This window comes from Lacrimispora brassicae (assembly GCF_054772055.1).
The window spans coordinates 276,651-293,716 of the sequence record NZ_BRYH01000023.1 but is presented as its reverse complement, the minus strand read 5'-3'; the positions used below and the strand labels follow the sequence as shown (position 1 = coordinate 293,716).

The following is a 17,066-nucleotide window of genomic DNA, read 5'->3' as shown; positions in this document are numbered from 1 at the left end:
CTAACCTCATATTTAGAACGTATTATGACTTATTTGATTTGTGTTAAAGTAAAGTAATTGGTGAAGATAAGAAGAAAAATTTTGAATTTTATGTCCAACATTATCATACTATAACAAGAATCACGTAGTTCAAATATGCTCATAAATTAGTTCTTTGTCAGATTGCATATGAGGTGAAACTTCGTTAAAAAACGATGACACGGAAAGCGGATTGAGTTGATAGGTTTTCTTTTCAATACCAGACAGAAATTTTCTTGTTTTTCAGGGAGGTTTCTGTTTTTTGATTTGACTTTTCGAAAATGTAGAATATTTTTCCCCTGAATTGGGAATGATTCGTATTTAAAATATATGGTATAGCATAATAGGAGGACAACATGGAAAAGGACTGTAAACGAAAAGAAAAAATCGTTTCAGATGCACTGATTGATGAATATTGTACGTGGCTGCATGGATGTGAAAAAAGCAAAGAAACGATAATAAGATATAGGCATCATCTTTGTTTATTTATGAACTATCTCAATGGAAGATCTGCTGAAAAGGAAATTGTAATTATGTGGAAGGGTGTATTGAGGGAAAAAATGGCTCCTGTGACTGTTAATGGAGCTTTGGCTGCCCTTAATGGCTTTTTCAATTATTGCAATTGGGGGGATTGTAAAGTGAAGTTCCTTAAAATCAGCCGTAATATTTTTTGTTCGGCAAACAAGGAATTGTCAAAGATTGAGTATACGAGATTGGTAAGGACGGCTTTGAACAAAGGCAATATAAGATTGGCTTTACTGATACAGACGATCTGTTCAACAGGTATCCGTGTTTCAGAGCTGCCTTTTATTACGGTAGAGGCTGCGGTAAAAGGAAAGGCGGAAGTGGATTGTAAGGGAAAGGTGAGAACGGTTTTTCTTACAAGACAGTTATCCCAGATGTTAATAAGGTATGCGAAGGAAAAACATATAGAAAGCGGTATGATTTTTATAACAAAGAATGGAGCCGCATTAGACAGAAGCAATATCTGGAGAGATATGAAGGCCTTGGGATTGGAGGCGGGAGTTGCTCGGGAAAAGATTTATCCCCATAATTTGCGCCACTTATTTGCCAGGTCCTATTATGATTCAGAAAAGGATTTATCCAGGCTTGCCGATATATTGGGACATAGCAGCGTTGATACAACCCGTATTTATACGATGGAAAGCGGCTATAACCATATCAGGCAGTTGGAAAAACTCAGATTGCTGATTGGTGTTGACAACAGAATTCCTCTTTTGTTGTAAAAGCAGAACAGTATCTTAAAATATTCTACTACATAATGGAGATAAAATCCAGTATTTTTCTTTTAATTCTCCCATTTACAAAATTTACGCACAATAAGCAGACCGGTTTGTATTGTTTTTGTTAAACCGGCCTTTTTTGGCGTGTCTATATTTAGAAATGATCAACCGGGACGTGAAGTCAGAACCGGTTTTTTTTTTTTTACAACAAAAGAGGAATTCTGTTGTATATTGCGGGGAGATAAATCTGGAGACTGCCATTAATTCCTATGGCAGAAAACATCTACATGATGCAACTAATGAGAAAGGAAGGTAGTAATGAGGAATGAAAAAGAAATTATATGTGTTAACGGTTTTTGTGATTTCAATGGGATTTTTAATGTCTTCTTTTTCCGAAGATGTCTTTGCGGCTGAAGGCTGGAAAATCGAGAACAATGAATGGTCATACCTTGATTCGGATGATCGTCCGATGACCAATGTATGGAAAAAGTCAAAGGATGATTGGTATTATCTGTCATCGGCTGGAACGATTCTTAAGAACTGTATGTTCAGTATTGGGAATACCAGTTATTTTGTTGATGAAGATGGAAAGATGGTTCAAAACACCTGGATCTGGATCAATGAATCCAAGGATCCGGAAGGGAATTTTGAAGAAGGCTGGTACTATTTTGGAGCAGACGGCAAGGCGTATCAGAGAAAGAATAACAGTTTCAAAAAGAAGATCAATGGAAATACCTATATTTTCAATGAGGATGGACAGATGCTGACCGGTTGGTTTGATGAAAATGGTAATTCCGTTAATGATTCTGATGATCCGTTTGTGGAAGGAATTTATTATTCCGGGGAAGATGGAATTATATTTACGGAGAGATGGCTGGATTATGGTGAGATCGGCAATGGGGTGGGAGGCTCTGAGCTCCTTAGTGCCAATACAGACCGCTATTATTCAGATTACGAAAAAATGTGGCTTTATTTTGATGACAACTCCAAAAAGATCTGCAGTAAAGGAGAGGTTTTAAAGCAAAAAAATATCGGCGGAAATACTTATGGTTTTGATGAAAATGGAATTATGGCTCCTTGGTGGAACAAAGTGGCAACCATCAGCAATGCGGATAAAAGCAATCCTTCCACCTCCACCTCCGCAAGATATTATTCCGCGTATGATGGAGGCGGGCTTATAAAAAATATGTGGTTCTGGATGTATCCGTCGGAGAATCTGGATGAGACGGATTATAATGATCAGGAATGCAGCTGGTGGCATACGGATGAAAACGGCGAAGTTTATAGAAACCGGATCCGTAATATCAGCGGAAAAAATTATGCTTTCGACGGAATCGGAAGAATGAAGACAGGCTTTGTATTGTTTGACGGAAAATCGGATTTTGTGGCCCAGTACGATGTGGATGCCTGGAGCTCGGAACACTTTATAAATGGCTCTCTGTATGGAATTGAAAAATCCGATCTGTATCTGTTCGCACCGGATGAATTAAATGACGGTTCCATGCAGATTGGAAAGGAAATCAAAGTGGAACTGGAGGACGGGATCTTTACATTTGGATTTTCCGGTAACGGAAAGGCATATGGGAACCGGAACCAGCTTCAGAGAAAAGACGACCGGTATTACATCAACGGACTTAAGCTGGAAGCAGATGAAGGATTTGGCTACGGTGTGGTAGAGGTCCGTAAAAACGATGAGACTTATTATCAGGTAGTTGACATCAACGGAAAGATTGTAAAGGGCGATAAAAAGGCAGTAAAGGATAAAGATGGCGGATATCTCCTTATCATAAATGACAGGTTCGCAGCCTGGGTGGGAGATGATGAGAAGCCCAGATGGAGAACAGGAGCAGACGGAACCGGATTCTATCATTATGACAAAAATAACAAGGAGAATCCATATGAAGAAGGCCTGATTGGCGGCTATGATACGGATCCTTCAACAGATGAATTGCCTTCAGAGGAAAGACTTAATTTTTGAGCATAAGTATTTATTGAAAAAACCACTTACAGAATGTGGAAAAACAGCATCAGGCCTGTTTGTTTTCCACATAAATACTAAATGCAAGGAGGAAAGTCAGAGTGAGAATAAAAATAAGAATTAAGCGAATGTTAGCTGGGCTGCTGGCCATCTGTATTGTGCTTGGAGGGATTCCCGTTACAGGGGGGATCACTGCATATGCTTTGCCGGAGATAGATAATTCTCGAATTGACAATGGGCATAATGATAATACAATTTGGGCCAGTTTAAGCAACGGAGCCAGATTTGATTTGGCTGGTATTAAAAAAAGCGGTGTATATACTTATCCAGCCAATAACACCGAGATTCTACAAACGGTTTTTGGTTTTCAGGGATATCACACCTACATGAATAATTCTACGCTGAGTAGCGGAAAAATCACCTATCAACCCAATTCTGGTACATACAATGGCGGCGTAATGGAATTTGCTTCTAACCATGCCAAGTTTCCCAATATGGAAGTGTCAGTGAAAACCAACAGCAGCCCGGATGGGCAGTATGTTTTTGTGGATTACTATATCTATAATAAAAATATTACTTCAAAGACGATGTATATTGGGACTACCGCAGATGTTCAAATAGGCGATGATGATGGTGCAAATCTCAGCAGAACCTTTGGAACCAGAGAAGGCTTTTACATGGTGAATGGAAGATCCGGTGCTGATGCAATGGCCACTTTTGAATGTATTACCAATGATCCTGCCTTAAGGATCTATGGGGATGAGTGGGGCGTGAAGCGATGGATCGGCGCATACAGTCATCACAATTGCAATAGTTTAATTACAGCACCGGATGATTTTGAGTCTTCTTACACAGATACTTTTTATAGTAATTATGTATTCAAAGAAAATAAGGATAATTTCAATTCAAGTAAAGATATTAAGACAAATGCATTGGGCGATGCAGGTACATACCTGGATTCAGCTTTTGCCTACTCATGGAAAGTAGAGGTCCGTCCATATGAGATTGCCCATAGACGTGTGGCATACACGGTTAGGCCCACTTCTTATTATGTTTCATCAAGCGGTATTGACAGCACATCTCGTGACGGTTCCTATTCACAACCATTTGCAACAATTGACTTTGCGATGTCAAAGTTGAATGGTAAGAGGGGATACATTTATATCATGGATTATGGTCCTATTGATGGATCGATAGATGTTCCTGTCGGATCTGGAACCGATATTACAATATTAAGCAGTAATTTCGATGATAATGGTGAAACAATCTCAGACATTGTGGAACTGGAGCGTGGAACCAGCCCCACCGGTCCCATGTTTCGTATTAGTTCCAATAACAGTATATTAAGATTTAATAATATCATCATAAATGGCAATGGCGTTGAAAGCGCTCATCCATTTGTAGAAGCAAATGCAGGGGAACTGCATATTAATGCAGGAACTACTTTTACAGGTAATAAGATAACAGCACCTTTATCAGGCAGTGCCTTGAATGTAATAGGAAGTGCCAGCCTGATTATAAACTCAGGTACGGTTTCCAACAATATATCAAATGGTTCAGGTGCTGTTAATTTTAATAGCACGGGAAAGTTCACGGTGCTGAATAATATCCATATTACGGATAATGAAAGTACGGCAGGAGAGAAAGCAAATGTTTATCTGGGTGCCGGAAAGTACATTACTGTAGAGGGGGACCTTGGCACTTCCCGGATTGGTGTGACTTCAGCACAGATTCCAGATGCTTCTGTGGGAGAGTCAACAGCCGCAAGTCAGGAAGTTGTTATAGCCGTTCCTTCTGAGGATTATTCAGGAAGCTTTTCTTCCTGTCCATTTGCAGACAACTTTTTTGCGGATGAGGATAGAGGAAACGGGGCCGGAATCTATGCCACCATTGGATCCGATGTCTTTGACAATTTCGGATCCCCTGTCTTTAAGAATTCCGGGAATACGGTTTTAAAGCGCAACGGATATACCGTAAGCTTTGCCTACCGGGATACCTCTACAGGAGGAACCGTAACAGGTGCGCCGGATACACCCAGCCTGTCTTTTGCGTCGGGCGATGAGATGGTGATCCAGCCGCCGTCAGCGATTTCCGGGTATGAACTGACCGGAATCATCATTGATCAGGGGGGCGGCAGTGCCTTGACTGCGGTAGAAACAGCAGGGGATACTTTTGGGACAATAACGGGTATTATGCCGGGGCAGGATGTGGTAATTACCTACGAATACACCAGGATTGATGCATCTATCGGCTTTGTGGTCAACGGGGGGACCCCCCAGCCGGAAATCCTGACAGGAATAGCCGGAAGCAGCGTAAATGCTATTCTTCCCGGTGTAACCAGGTATGGATACGTGTTTAAGGGCTGGAGCAAGGCAAACAGTCAGAGCAGCCCGGAATACATTTCAACCCTTCCTGCCGTTTATCCGGACGGACCGGTTACCTATTACGCCATATGGGAGTCAGATCCGTCTGTGAAGTTTGATTACACGGTGGATTATACCAACCAGAACGGTTCTATTGTGTTCCAGACAACGACTACGGAGAATGTTTATTCCGTGGAAGCGGAGATTCAGTCCCAGAAAAAGAACATTCATGGGTATCTGTGGAGTCTTTTAGATTTCCTTATTAGTCCGGAAGACTACAACTATGACGGGCTGGGAGCAGTCCCCATAGGAATCCTGGACGGCTCCACAGGAGAATTTACCGGAAGGATGCCGGGGCAGGCTGCGGCTGTGAAATATGCATACAAGGTAGACCGGAATAATCCGGCAGCCAGATCCAATTTAACGGTGCGCTATGTGACAGAGAACGGAACCGTGATCCATGCTCCCAGTGTGACACCCTATTACCCGGAGGATGCCATTAACGCAGCTCCCATAGATCTTTACGGATACCAGTTAGTATCAGAAAGCATAACAGACGGAGATACTGCGGATGACACAGATGGAAACCTGGTCAGTGCTGTTCAGGGAAGTTTTGGAAGCAGCGGCAGCTTTTCAGGTGTCATGCCCAACCAGCCGGTAGAAATTACATATGTATATCAAGCAACAGGGGAAGGATACTGGTTTACAGTCAATTATCTGGATAATGACACTCTTGATAATGATTTGAAAAATATCAGTAATCAGGAAGTCCAGAAGAAAACAGCGGATATTGGGGTAAGTGGGGAGTACCGGGAATTATACGGATACACCTATGAAAGTTCGGCAGCAGTGCCGGCTTCCAGCGGAAGCTTTGATACCGGACATGATTTTACAGGGACCATGCCAAACGATGACCTGACGGTCAGCTACCGGTATGACCGTGTACCGTCTCAATGGTCTAAAATTACTTATCGGTCCGGAGCCAATGGTTCCATCTCCCATGGAAGTGGAGTATCTGCTGATGTTCAGGAGCAGGGGGCAGGAACAGGAGTTTACGAGACTTCCATACTGAAAAACGACGGCTCCGCAGCCGGTCAGACCGACAGTGATACCTGGAGCAAGCTAAAGGAAAAACACCTGGTACCATTGGCTCAGGCAGCCCAGTACTACCGGTTTGCCGGTTGGTTCCTTGACCATAATGGAAACGGTTCGTTGGATGACGGAGAGCACATTCTGAGAGAGGATCACCGTTTTACAGGGGATGCAGCCATTACGGCCCTCTTTGAAGAAGATCCGGAGAAATGGGTCGATATCCGGTTTGCGGCAGGAGAACACGTTTCCCTGTCAGACGGAAGCCTTACCTCCCTGCATATCCAGTATGACAGGACCTGGGGAGACATCACAGGCCAGATACCGGGCTATGTGCCGGAGGTCAACTATCTGTTGGATGGCTGGTATGACGGGGATTCGGAAGTCGAATCAACGGATGTATTAAAGAACGGACATACCTATACCATACGTTTCTATGCGGACCCGGCAGTATTCGGAACGGAGGTGGCAACTCCCGATGCCTCCACCGGGCTTAACGGGGAAGGAAAGGGAAAGATCACCGTTTATCACACCACTACAGGTTATCAGTACATCATCACTGACCTGGAAGGAAAGATCGTGGGAGTGCAGACAGGAAACATTGCAGGCCGGGTGTATTTTGACGGACTCTATCCGGGAGCCAGATACCTTGTGTATGAGGCGGCAGGAAATGTGCAGGCTGCAGTGGGAAACCAGATGGAAGAAACAGAAGGCAACATCAGTGATCCTGCAGAAGTGCTGACTCCGGTGGTGGAGACCAACTACCAGATCCTGTACGATGAAAATCACGAAGGAAAGACAGTGCTTGTGATCAAACCGGCTGATAAAAAGTCGGATTATGCGGTTTTAAATAAGGATGGAACAGTTGTGGTAACTGGGGAAACCGAAAGTAGCGGATGGCAGGCAGTGACCGGAAATCCGGGAAGCGTGACCTTTTCCGGGCTGGATTACAACGAGGAATATATCGTAGTAGCCAGATCAAAGGGTGAGACAGGAATCACAGCGGGGAGCCGGTTGCCCGACGGATCAGCTATCACCACAGATCCGGGCGGAGCCCTGGACATCCCCAACTACATCGTGGAGACCCTGGAAGGCAAGGTGGTGAGTGTAGATCAGGAAGAGACTGATACAGCCAGATATGAGGAAGCCCATAAGGGAGACCGGGTGGAGATCACCGCAGACGAGGTCAATGGAGCCGGAGGAGCATTCCAGTACTGGAAGATTACCATTGGCTCAGTGCCCGGACTTACAGGAAAGCTGTATGAGAGAAAGCTTGCCTTTGATATGCCGGATACCAACCTGGTGTTTACCGCCTATTATTCCCGCCCCACAGCCAGCCCCAGCAATGCGACAGTGGTGGATGAGGTCCGGGGAGGAAGCGGAAATGAGATCGCCCTTGATCCTGGAGAAGTACCTGGTCTGGAGGAAGAGCTTACTACTGATGCAGACCGGATACTGATGGATCAGAACCACGCGGATGTGACCTATAAGGTGGTATATACGAAAAATGCCCCAAAGGCCACGGAATCCAATGCGGTTAAGGCATCAGCCGACTACAACAGCGACCATAGCCAGGCATTTAAGGCGGCCTGGGGACTGAATGTGGACATTGAGCGGTATGTCAATGGCAGAAAGACGGCCATGGCCACGCCGTCAGAGGCGGAGTTTGTCACCTATGTCCAGTTGGATAAGGCTGATGTGGACATGATGGATTACCAGTTGTACCGGCTGAGTACGGACCCGGTTGACGGTTCGGTCCAGGCGGAGCTGGTGGAACTGTCAGAGGATATGGAAGAGACCGGCGGCCTGTTCACCTTTACGGCCCAGGCGGGAACCAGGTATGTGCTGGTGTATTCAAAGGCTTACCGGCTGTATTTCTTAAACCAGACAGCCCTTCCTAAGTACCTGTATTACTTCAAGGTAAGAAAGGGAGAAGCCCCAAGTGACGGGTATTATATCTTTGAATACGGCCAGTTGGAAGAACCGGCGGACCTTTTTGTCAGTGAAGAGGGAGTAGAGTACAATTATGTGGGCTGGAGCTACAGGGAAGACCGCCTTAGTGACTTCGATCCGGATAAGGAAATCAACCGGAAGACCTATGTATATGCGTATTATCTGGACAACAAGAAGGAAGTGGATCATTCCAGGAAAGAGCTGGAGGATGCCGTAAAGGATGCCATTGATAAAAGTGATGACTATTTCCTGACGTTAAAGGAAACCGGAAAGCTCAAAGAGGCCATCAAAGAGGCCCTGGAGGCCCTGGACCGGACGTCCCCCAAGGCAACCCTTGACGAACTGCTGAAAGCCCTGGAAAAGCTTCAGGAAGTCACAAAGCCGTTAGATGAGGTACTGGATGAGCGTTATGACCACTATGATAAGATCCAGGGATCCGGAAGCAAGGGAGGAAGCAAAGGCGGAGGAGGAAGCGGAAGCGGAGTAAAAACCAGTCCGTACAATCCCAGCCGGAGCATAAGTTATACCGTTGGGACCAATGGAAACTGGGAGGAACTGTCCGGAAACGGGGGCCAGTGGGCCTTTGTGTTAAACGGAGGAATCCGTCTGACAGGCCAGTGGGCAAAGCTTGATTTTGCCAACGGAGATGTGAACAGGAACGGGTGGTATCACTTCAATGCCAACGGGATCATGGATTATGGATGGTTCCGTGATGAAAAGCTTAACTGGTATTACTGTAATACAGAATCCGATGGCTGGCTGGGAAAAATGAAGGCTGACTGGCATTACGATAAAGAGGACAACCGCTGGTATTATCTTGACCCTGAGACAGGAATGATGGCAAAGGGCTGGAGGAACATCGGCGGAAAATGGTATTACTTTACGGAGCAGAACAGTATGGAGACCTACGGTTACGATCCGGCAACGGAAAAGTGGATCTATAAGGATAACGCAGGGAGACCCCTGGGTTCCATGTACATAGGCGAGATAACGCCGGATGGGTATAACGTCGGCGGAGATGGAGCCTGGCTGCAGTAAGGAGGAAAGAATGAAAAACAAGAAGAAACGGAAAGCGCAGACAGCTTTGATACTGGCAGCCGCCATGGTAATTACCATGGCGGCACCGCCTGCGTCTTTGGCAGCATTAGACTACGGCGATCCTTCGATCGTTCAATTTGATCCGCAGATGGGGCCAAATTTGTCACATTCCACATATGTGAATGTTCCAAGATATGAAAACGGCATCTCCTACGCGACTGGACAGGCAGGTCATGCCCTGATTTCGTCTGCAGCTTTTAGCGGCATTGAAACAGAAATCAGAGGCTCTGAGGAAAGGCCCAAGCTTCCGGAGTTTGATGTTGAATGGCCAGGCTATACCTTTAGCGGCTGGTACAACGAAGACGGGAATAAAGTTCTTAATCTGCCGTATGCATTTCCCTATTTGTCGTCGGAAACCTATAAAGCAGTGTGGAAGGGAAACAGCAACAAAAAGTTTGATTTTACGGTCATGCATTACCGTGATTTAAATACAGTAAGAGACAGCATGACTGATGGTAGCGACCAGACTGTATGGCCATTGTATAATGACAGTCAGGTGATCCGGTTTTTTGACAATGGAACTTCGACGAGTGAGGTAACAGCCAATACACCTGTTTCAGCCACCTATAAAAGGAATATACCGGGATATAAACTGAAATCAGTGCTGATTAAAAATAACAGAATCCGAAAATTTAATGATGAGAGCGGTGCAGGAACCCTGGAAGAATCGGCAACTGTCAACACATCTACGAACACCATCAAGGGATATATGCCCAATGACGATCTTATGGTTGCCTACCGTTATGAGCCGGATGCCAGCAAGAAATTCACACTTCGTGTGGAATACGTAGATGAAGACGGTGTGGCCATAAAAACGCCGGATGCCCATGCTTACGCCGCAGAAACTTCAGTTTCAGTTTCCCCGGCCAGTATAACGGCATATGATCTTATTGGCGCAGAGGTGAAGACAGGATACGGTGATACGGATGATTTAAGCCTCAGAGGAATTTATTCTGCAGCTTCAGCCGGATGCACTTTTGATGATGACCGTAATTTTACAGGGAAGATGCCCAATCAGATGGTAATCGTCACTTATAAGTATCAAATAGATGAGAATTATACGACGCATATCGTTGTAAATACAGTGGATAATCATAATAACATTCTTGCAGAACCTGAGGATCTGCAGGTTTCTCCTGGGAATCCTGTGGAACTGCCAGTAGAAAGAAAAGCAGGATACATTTATCCGCCGAATTTCACATGGAATGGTAATTTATCCAACCTCGTTCTGGATCAGAATGAAGAAAAACTGACCTTTCAAACCGGTATCCTGGGAGGTTCTCTTACCATTACCTATAACGAAAACTTAACAGATCCCAATAATTGGGCCCGAATTGATTACTATAAAAGTGCCAACGGAACCTTGTCCGGAGACTCTTCTCCCAAGTTCTTCCGTCTCAATTCCTATCCAATTGAGGATCTGACCCAGAGTATTCCCCCGTCGCCGGAAGCCCACTATTTATTTGATGGTTGGTATATAGCAAATTCCAACGGGACTGGAAAGACCGGAATAAGGCTTACTGGTGACGTGCAGGTGACCGGGAACTTAATGCTATATGCAAATTTTGAAGAAGATCCCAATGAGTGGTTTGATCTGACCTTTGTATCCGGAAGCCATGGAAGTATTTCAGGAATCACCACGGCCCATGTTGTAAAAGGGACGGTATGGACTGATCTGGACCTGCCTTTGCCTCAGGCAGACAGCAATTATCTTTTTGCCGGTTGGTTTGATGAGAATGGAAATCAGGTACAAAACAGCCTTCAGATTCTTACCAACCATAGGTATACGGCCAGGTTTACGCCAATCGCAGGAGATGACGGGATATTGAGCATTCCAGATTCAAATGGGGACGTAGCAGCGGACGGAACCGGACAGATCAGAATTAATGGAGTAAACGAAGAGAGAACGTATGCAGTTACGGATAAAGACGGCATTGTGATATCTTTCATGACAGGTTCCCAGCTTCAAAACGGGAGATTTACAGGATTAAATCCCTGTACCTATTACTATGTTTATGAACTTTCATTAACTGCAGTTCCTGTAGTTGGGGAACCGCTGGCAGATCATGTGGATGGAACTCTGACAAGTCAGCCGGCAAGGGTAGGTATCGTTACTCTTGGCAGTAACTATTCCGTTGCAGATGATGGAAATGAAGGCAGGAAGAAAATCACCATTAGTCCTGCGGCAGAGAATACGCTGTATGCACTTCTCAGTGGTGATGAGAATGTGGTTTCACAGGCAGGGGCTGCAGATGGCTGGCTGGGATCCTCAGGAAGCCCGGCTGCTGTAGAATTTTCTGATTTGGAATCAGGACAAGCCTATACGGTAGTTGCAAAGCATTTTGGAGAAACAGAAGCCCCATCTGAAAAAATATTCCTGGGCAATCAGATCCTTCTGGGAGAATCATCCCAGACGGATGACCGGATTTATACTCTGTATATCACAAACGGAGGATATGCTACGGAAGTCACCAGAAATGATGTTGCTTTGGAAATCGAAGAGGGAGCAACTCAGGTCAGCGTCCGCAAAGGGGATAAAATAAGGATAAAAGCTCCAGACATAACCGGATCCAGCTTTATGAAATGGGAGTGCCTGCTGGGCTCCGTGTCCCTTCATGCAACCCAGAAGAATCAAACGGTTACCATGCCGGCCAGGGACGTAGTTCTTCAGGTGCGGTATGAGTCAACCGCCGTGGCTACTGCTTCCAATGCAACGGTAGATTATTCTCCTAAAAATGGAGCATTTGCCCTTAATATGCAAACGGATATATTGGAAGCATTAAAGCTGGACCTGATTGAAAATTCTTCCGATCAGGATCTGCTGACATCAGGGCATAATGTGCAATATACGGTCAAATTTGACCGAAGAAGCGTGCCGACTGCTACGGAGTCCAATGCAGTGAGAGATGCTGCAGCAGTGGACAGTGAGGCATTAAAGGTCCCCTGGGTGTTAGATATATCATTATCAAGAAAGGTAGATGGCGTTAATAAAGCCCTGCCGTCCGATGGGAACCACACCCCTGATATACAGGTTTATGGAACCCTGGATACAAGCATACTCGGTCATCTGGATTACCAGTTGTGGAAGGTTGAAAATGTGGATGACGATCCGGTATGTACGGAGATTATACCCATGGAGCCTGATCTCAATGATCCGGATGGCGGTTTTACCGGTACATTCCTGTTTGATGGGAATGTAGGGGATAGGATTATATTAACCTATTCCAAAGCATATAAGGTTACCGTTATTGATACGAAGAGAGGCGCAGTGACAAGTCTTAAGGTGAGAGCCGGAAGTGCTCTTGAAGATGCGGACGGATATATGGCTCTTGAATGCCTGGAAAACTATAGGGATCCGGTTACCGGTATTGTATATGAATTTGCAGGATTGGGAAAACAGGCAGGAGCTGCAGGTTCGTATGATGTAACGGTTCCGGTTAACAAAGATCTCCAGTTGTATGCAGTGTATGAGCAGGAGGATGATTCCCTGTGGCAGGCAGCAAAGAACCGTTTGAATGATGAAGTCAATACAGCCAATGCTTTGAAAAACAACGGTACGGTAAGTGAAGAAGACAGAAACATATTAACTGATGCGATCCATGATGCGATGGAAGTTCGCGATACCCTGCCCCGACCTACGATTGAACAGCTGGATGATGCTTATCAGACACTAAAGGACATTGTTGACGGAATCAGAAATGGAAGCGGTTCCGGAGGAGAGAATGGTTCTGGAGGAGGAGAAGATTCAGGAGGCGGAAATGGCTCAGGAGGCGGAAATGGCTCAGGAGGCGGAAATGGCTCCGGCGGTGGAAGCGGTTCAGGAGGAGGCAGCAGCTCCGTAGGCGGAAGCAGTTCCGGAAGCAGCAGCCTGGGACCGGGGGCTTACCGTTTTGGTAGTTATAAGACCTATACAAACGATGTGGACGGCTCTTGGGATAATTTTGATCCGGCAAGCAATGACTGGTCTTTCGTTTTAAGCACTGGGACGAAATTAAAAGGCCAGTGGGCAAATATTCGATATTCCCATAACGAAACAACGTTGATTTATACATATCATTTTGATAAGGAAGGGACAATGGACAGCGGCTGGTTTGCGGATGAAGAAGGGAAATGGTATTTCCTGTCTACCATTCACGATGGCTGGTTTGGCCGTCTTAAGACCGGCTGGCATTTTGATGAGAATGACGGGAAATGGTACTACTTAAACCTGTTTAATGGTGCTATGCTTACCGGCTGGCAGAAAATAGACGGTGTATGGTATTATCTGACATCGGAGAACAGCCGGCAGACGTGGCAATTAGCTCAGACAGCCGGAAAATGGGACTATGCAGACCAATCAGAACGTTCATTGGGTTCCATGTACCAGAATGAAGTGACACCGGATGGATATTATGTAGAAGACAGCGGCAAATGGACACCGGAGACTCCGTAGTTTAAATTAAAATCATTCTTTATAGAAGGGGAAAGTGTCAGGATCATACACTCTCCCTTTCTTAAAAGGATACAGGATAAACACTTATAGGAAACGAGGATAAGATACTTATGACAAAAAGCGATGAAATGCAGAACGTCTGCCGCAGCATGACTGTGACAGACCGCGTCAGTACAATGCTTATTTGTTTTCACGGAAAAAGAGGGGAAGACCTGTATGGTGAAATTCTTAACTGCTATATTGACGGGCCCGTCCAGTTTTCCGATATTGGGGATCTGATGCTGAAATTGGATGAAATATGCGACTGGGTGGGAACTCCCCAACCATCCATGTATCCCAGGTTCCTCAATAAAAAGATGTCAGAACAATACGCATACAGGATTAGAGAAAAAAACAAAATACCGGAAAAGGCAAAGGCAAAGGTCCAGATTCAGGACAGCAAAACCCTGAGCTCCCAGGCAATTCGGGCAAAAGAAACCTTGATGGTTAACATAGAACATCGACAGAGTGCCACCATTCAGGGGAGAGTGATGGGAAGGCTGACATCTAAAAAATATGTTGATTTCCGGAGTGCATTGGAACTGATGCGCATGGTAAGGGAGATTGCCGTAAGAACAGAGTAAATGGTTTAATAGAAAGGGAAAGTGTTCAGATTCTGCGCTTTTCCTTTCTGTAAAGAACGCCTGATAAGGGATGATAGGAAAAGGGGACAAAAACCTATGATAAAGAGCGAAGAAATGCAGAACGTCTGTGGCGGCATAACTGCAACAGGCCGGGGCAGTACCATGCTGATTTGTTTTCACGGAAAAAAAGATGGAAATTTATATGGTGAGATTCTTAACAGCTACATTGACAGGCCTGTCTGGTTTTCCGGTGCAGGAGATTTAATTTTTAAATTAGATGAAATATGCGACTGGATCGGCACTCCCCAGTCATCCACTGAACCAAGGTTTCTTAATAAAAAAATGTTGGAACAATATGCATACAGAACCAAGGGAAAAAGTCAAATGCCGGTAAAGGTAAAAATTCAGTTACAGGATAGCAAGGCTCTAAGCTCCCGGTCAATTCTGGCAAAAGAGACTCTGATTGTCAAAATCGAACATCGCCAGAACGCCAGTATGCAGGGAAGAGTGATGGGGAAGCTGACATCAAAAGAATATGTGGGGTTCCGAAGTGCGCTGGAATTGATGCGTATGATAAAAGAGATTACAGTAAAGACGGAAAAATACGGGGCTGGGCCGCTTGGCTCTAAATGATATAATATAAGGCCCGGTGAAAAATAAAAATTCACCGGGCTTTTTGATGGGGTTTTGCATTATTGAATGAGATATACTTCCACATTCCTGGAGCCATAGGAGCGGGTTTCTCCATGGGTGTTGAAGAAAATATCAATGTGGTTTCCCTTGACTCCGCCTCCGCAGTCCTCCGCCGTATAGACGACGCCTCCGATCATGATGCGGCTTCCATAGGGAATGACTCTTGGATCAACAGAAATGGTATGGTTAGCGGCAGCAATGGTCCCTGTGCTGGTACGGCCTCCCCAGCCTCCTGAGCACTTGCGGCAGGGGCAGTAGGCTGTGGTTCTGAATACTCCAAGAGAGCGGAGGTTGGAACTGTTGTTCTGGAGATTTGCAGCGGCAAGATCGCCCACAGGATAGAGTCTGGAGCCTGAAAGCTTCTGGCCCGCTTCATAGGCCTCTACCAGGTAGGTACCGTCACCGTAAGAATTCCATGAAACCGGTATTTCAAAGCCATAATTTCCGGTTCCGTGAGATACCAGATCCTCCCGGTATTTGTTGGCAGTGGCGGTAAGCTCCGCCACCACCTGCCCGTTAGCCTGGTTGGTAATGACAACCTTTACTTCTGCCACAGAGCCGGGATCAGCGCTGTTAATAGCCCAGCCTCTGACGCTGCTTTCATCCGCATTGTCAATAATACCCGCCGTTTGGGCGGCAAAAGCGTGAAACGTACTTATCAGGAAAAATGCCATCATTAGTAAGGTTCCCAGGAACCAGTGAATTTTGCTTGTTTTTTGCATATTACAAATACTTCCTTTCTTTTTTACGAACTGTAATATAATTTAATATATTTATAATTATATGTAACAGTTTCGTAATAAATGAGGTACAAGTAATCATTTTACACATTTTTCCAGTTTTGTCAAGGTAAAGATAAAAAAACGCCGCAAAACAGTGAGGTAATTCACTGCTTTGCGGCATCATGGGGACGTTTTTTACCGTTCAATGACTGCAAATAATTCTTTTGTCTGTCTTCCAAAATCCAGGGCTTCTCTGCGGGTTGCAAAGAAAATATCTACTTTATTCCCTTTTACACTGCTTCCGATATCCTCAACGGTATAAACGATACCGTCGATCATGACCTTAGTTCCAAGAGGAAGGAGGGTGATATCCGCAGATATGGTATGCTGAGGCTGGGGGACGGTGCCGGAATAGGTCAGGCACTGTTTGCCGGAGCTTTCGGGGCAGTATGCTGTGGCAGTGAAAACCCCCAGGGATTCTCCTTTTTCATAAACTGGTGTTGCGGGCTTCTCGGGTTTTACCGGTTCTGCTGATTTTTTCTTGATGCCGGGTCCGACTTCTTCAGAGAGGGTCTCCGTATTGGCCGCTGCCCCCTGATTTTCGGTGCCGGTCTGTGTGGTTTGGTGATCTGTTCCAGCGCTTTCGGACTGTACTTGATTTACCGTTTGGTCTTTTTCCGTGGTTTCGGCTGCCAGCGTAGTCGTAGATAACAGCAGGATATAAAGAAGTGTCAGGAATACGGTGATACTTTTTTTCCCTGAAAAGCTATTCATAATTTACCTCCAAATGAATCAAGGTGAGATGCCTGCATATCCAGCTGACGCCCGGTGAAGCGGGCACACTGTTTACAAA

At 45.3% G+C, this 17,066-nt stretch carries 8 protein-coding genes; 6 read left to right on the top strand and 2 right to left on the bottom strand.

The features are described 5' to 3' along the window. Nucleotides 1-374 precede the first annotated feature (374 nt). The 6 genes from ACYVD3_RS11620 (at nt 375) to ACYVD3_RS11595 (ending at nt 15,431) form a co-directional block, all read left to right on the top strand. A complete protein-coding gene (locus ACYVD3_RS11620) occupies nt 375-1,265 on the top strand; it encodes a tyrosine-type recombinase/integrase (RefSeq protein WP_460642679.1) in 891 nt (296 codons plus the stop codon). A 322-nt stretch (nt 1,266-1,587) separates the two neighbouring features. Next, nucleotides 1,588-3,240, top strand: coding sequence for a cell surface protein (locus ACYVD3_RS11615; RefSeq protein ID WP_460642678.1), 1,653 nt, complete (start codon nt 1,588-1,590; stop codon nt 3,238-3,240). 101 nt (nt 3,241-3,341) lie between these two features. After that, nucleotides 3,342-9,683, top strand: coding sequence for a hypothetical protein (locus ACYVD3_RS11610; RefSeq protein WP_460642677.1), 6,342 nt, complete (start codon nt 3,342-3,344; stop codon nt 9,681-9,683). 10 nt (nt 9,684-9,693) lie between these two features. After that, nucleotides 9,694-14,175 carry an N-acetylmuramoyl-L-alanine amidase family protein gene (locus tag ACYVD3_RS11605; RefSeq protein WP_460642676.1) on the top strand — a complete coding sequence of 1,494 codons (4,482 nt, stop codon included), beginning with the start codon at nt 9,694-9,696 and terminating at the stop codon, nt 14,173-14,175. Nucleotides 14,176-14,285: 110 nt separating this feature from the next. Then, nucleotides 14,286-14,798, top strand: a complete 513-nt coding sequence (locus ACYVD3_RS11600) for a hypothetical protein (RefSeq protein ID WP_460642675.1) — start codon at nt 14,286-14,288, stop codon at nt 14,796-14,798. Between the two features lie 96 nt (nt 14,799-14,894). Beyond that, a complete protein-coding gene (locus tag ACYVD3_RS11595) occupies nt 14,895-15,431 on the top strand; it encodes a hypothetical protein (protein WP_460642674.1) in 537 nt (178 codons plus the stop codon). Nucleotides 15,432-15,490: 59 nt separating this feature from the next. Here ACYVD3_RS11595 and ACYVD3_RS11590 read toward each other — a convergent pair whose 3' ends face one another. Further along, nucleotides 15,491-16,213 carry a 3D domain-containing protein gene (locus ACYVD3_RS11590; RefSeq protein WP_460642673.1) on the bottom strand — a complete coding sequence of 241 codons (723 nt, stop codon included), beginning with the start codon at nt 16,211-16,213 and terminating at the stop codon, nt 15,491-15,493. Between the two features lie 195 nt (nt 16,214-16,408). Then, the gene (locus tag ACYVD3_RS11585; protein ID WP_460642672.1) at nt 16,409-16,987 is read right to left on the bottom strand and encodes a 3D domain-containing protein; all 579 of its coding nucleotides are present in this window, start codon (nt 16,985-16,987) and stop codon (nt 16,409-16,411) included. Nucleotides 16,988-17,066 lie beyond the last annotated feature (79 nt).

Bases quoted from the DNA above. Each gene is read 5' to 3' on its own strand.
- ACYVD3_RS11620 (WP_460642679.1), top strand. From the start codon at position 375: ATGGAAAAGGACTGTAAACGAAAAGAAAAAATCGTTTCAGATGCACTG.
- ACYVD3_RS11590 (WP_460642673.1), bottom strand. From the start codon at position 16,213: ATGCAAAAAACAAGCAAAATTCACTGGTTCCTGGGAACCTTACTAATG.
- ACYVD3_RS11600 (WP_460642675.1), top strand. From the start codon at position 14,286: ATGACAAAAAGCGATGAAATGCAGAACGTCTGCCGCAGCATGACTGTG.
- ACYVD3_RS11585 (WP_460642672.1), bottom strand. From the start codon at position 16,987: ATGAATAGCTTTTCAGGGAAAAAAAGTATCACCGTATTCCTGACACTT.
- ACYVD3_RS11615 (WP_460642678.1), top strand. From the start codon at position 1,588: ATGAAAAAGAAATTATATGTGTTAACGGTTTTTGTGATTTCAATGGGA.
- ACYVD3_RS11605 (WP_460642676.1), top strand. From the start codon at position 9,694: ATGAAAAACAAGAAGAAACGGAAAGCGCAGACAGCTTTGATACTGGCA.
- ACYVD3_RS11595 (WP_460642674.1), top strand. From the start codon at position 14,895: ATGATAAAGAGCGAAGAAATGCAGAACGTCTGTGGCGGCATAACTGCA.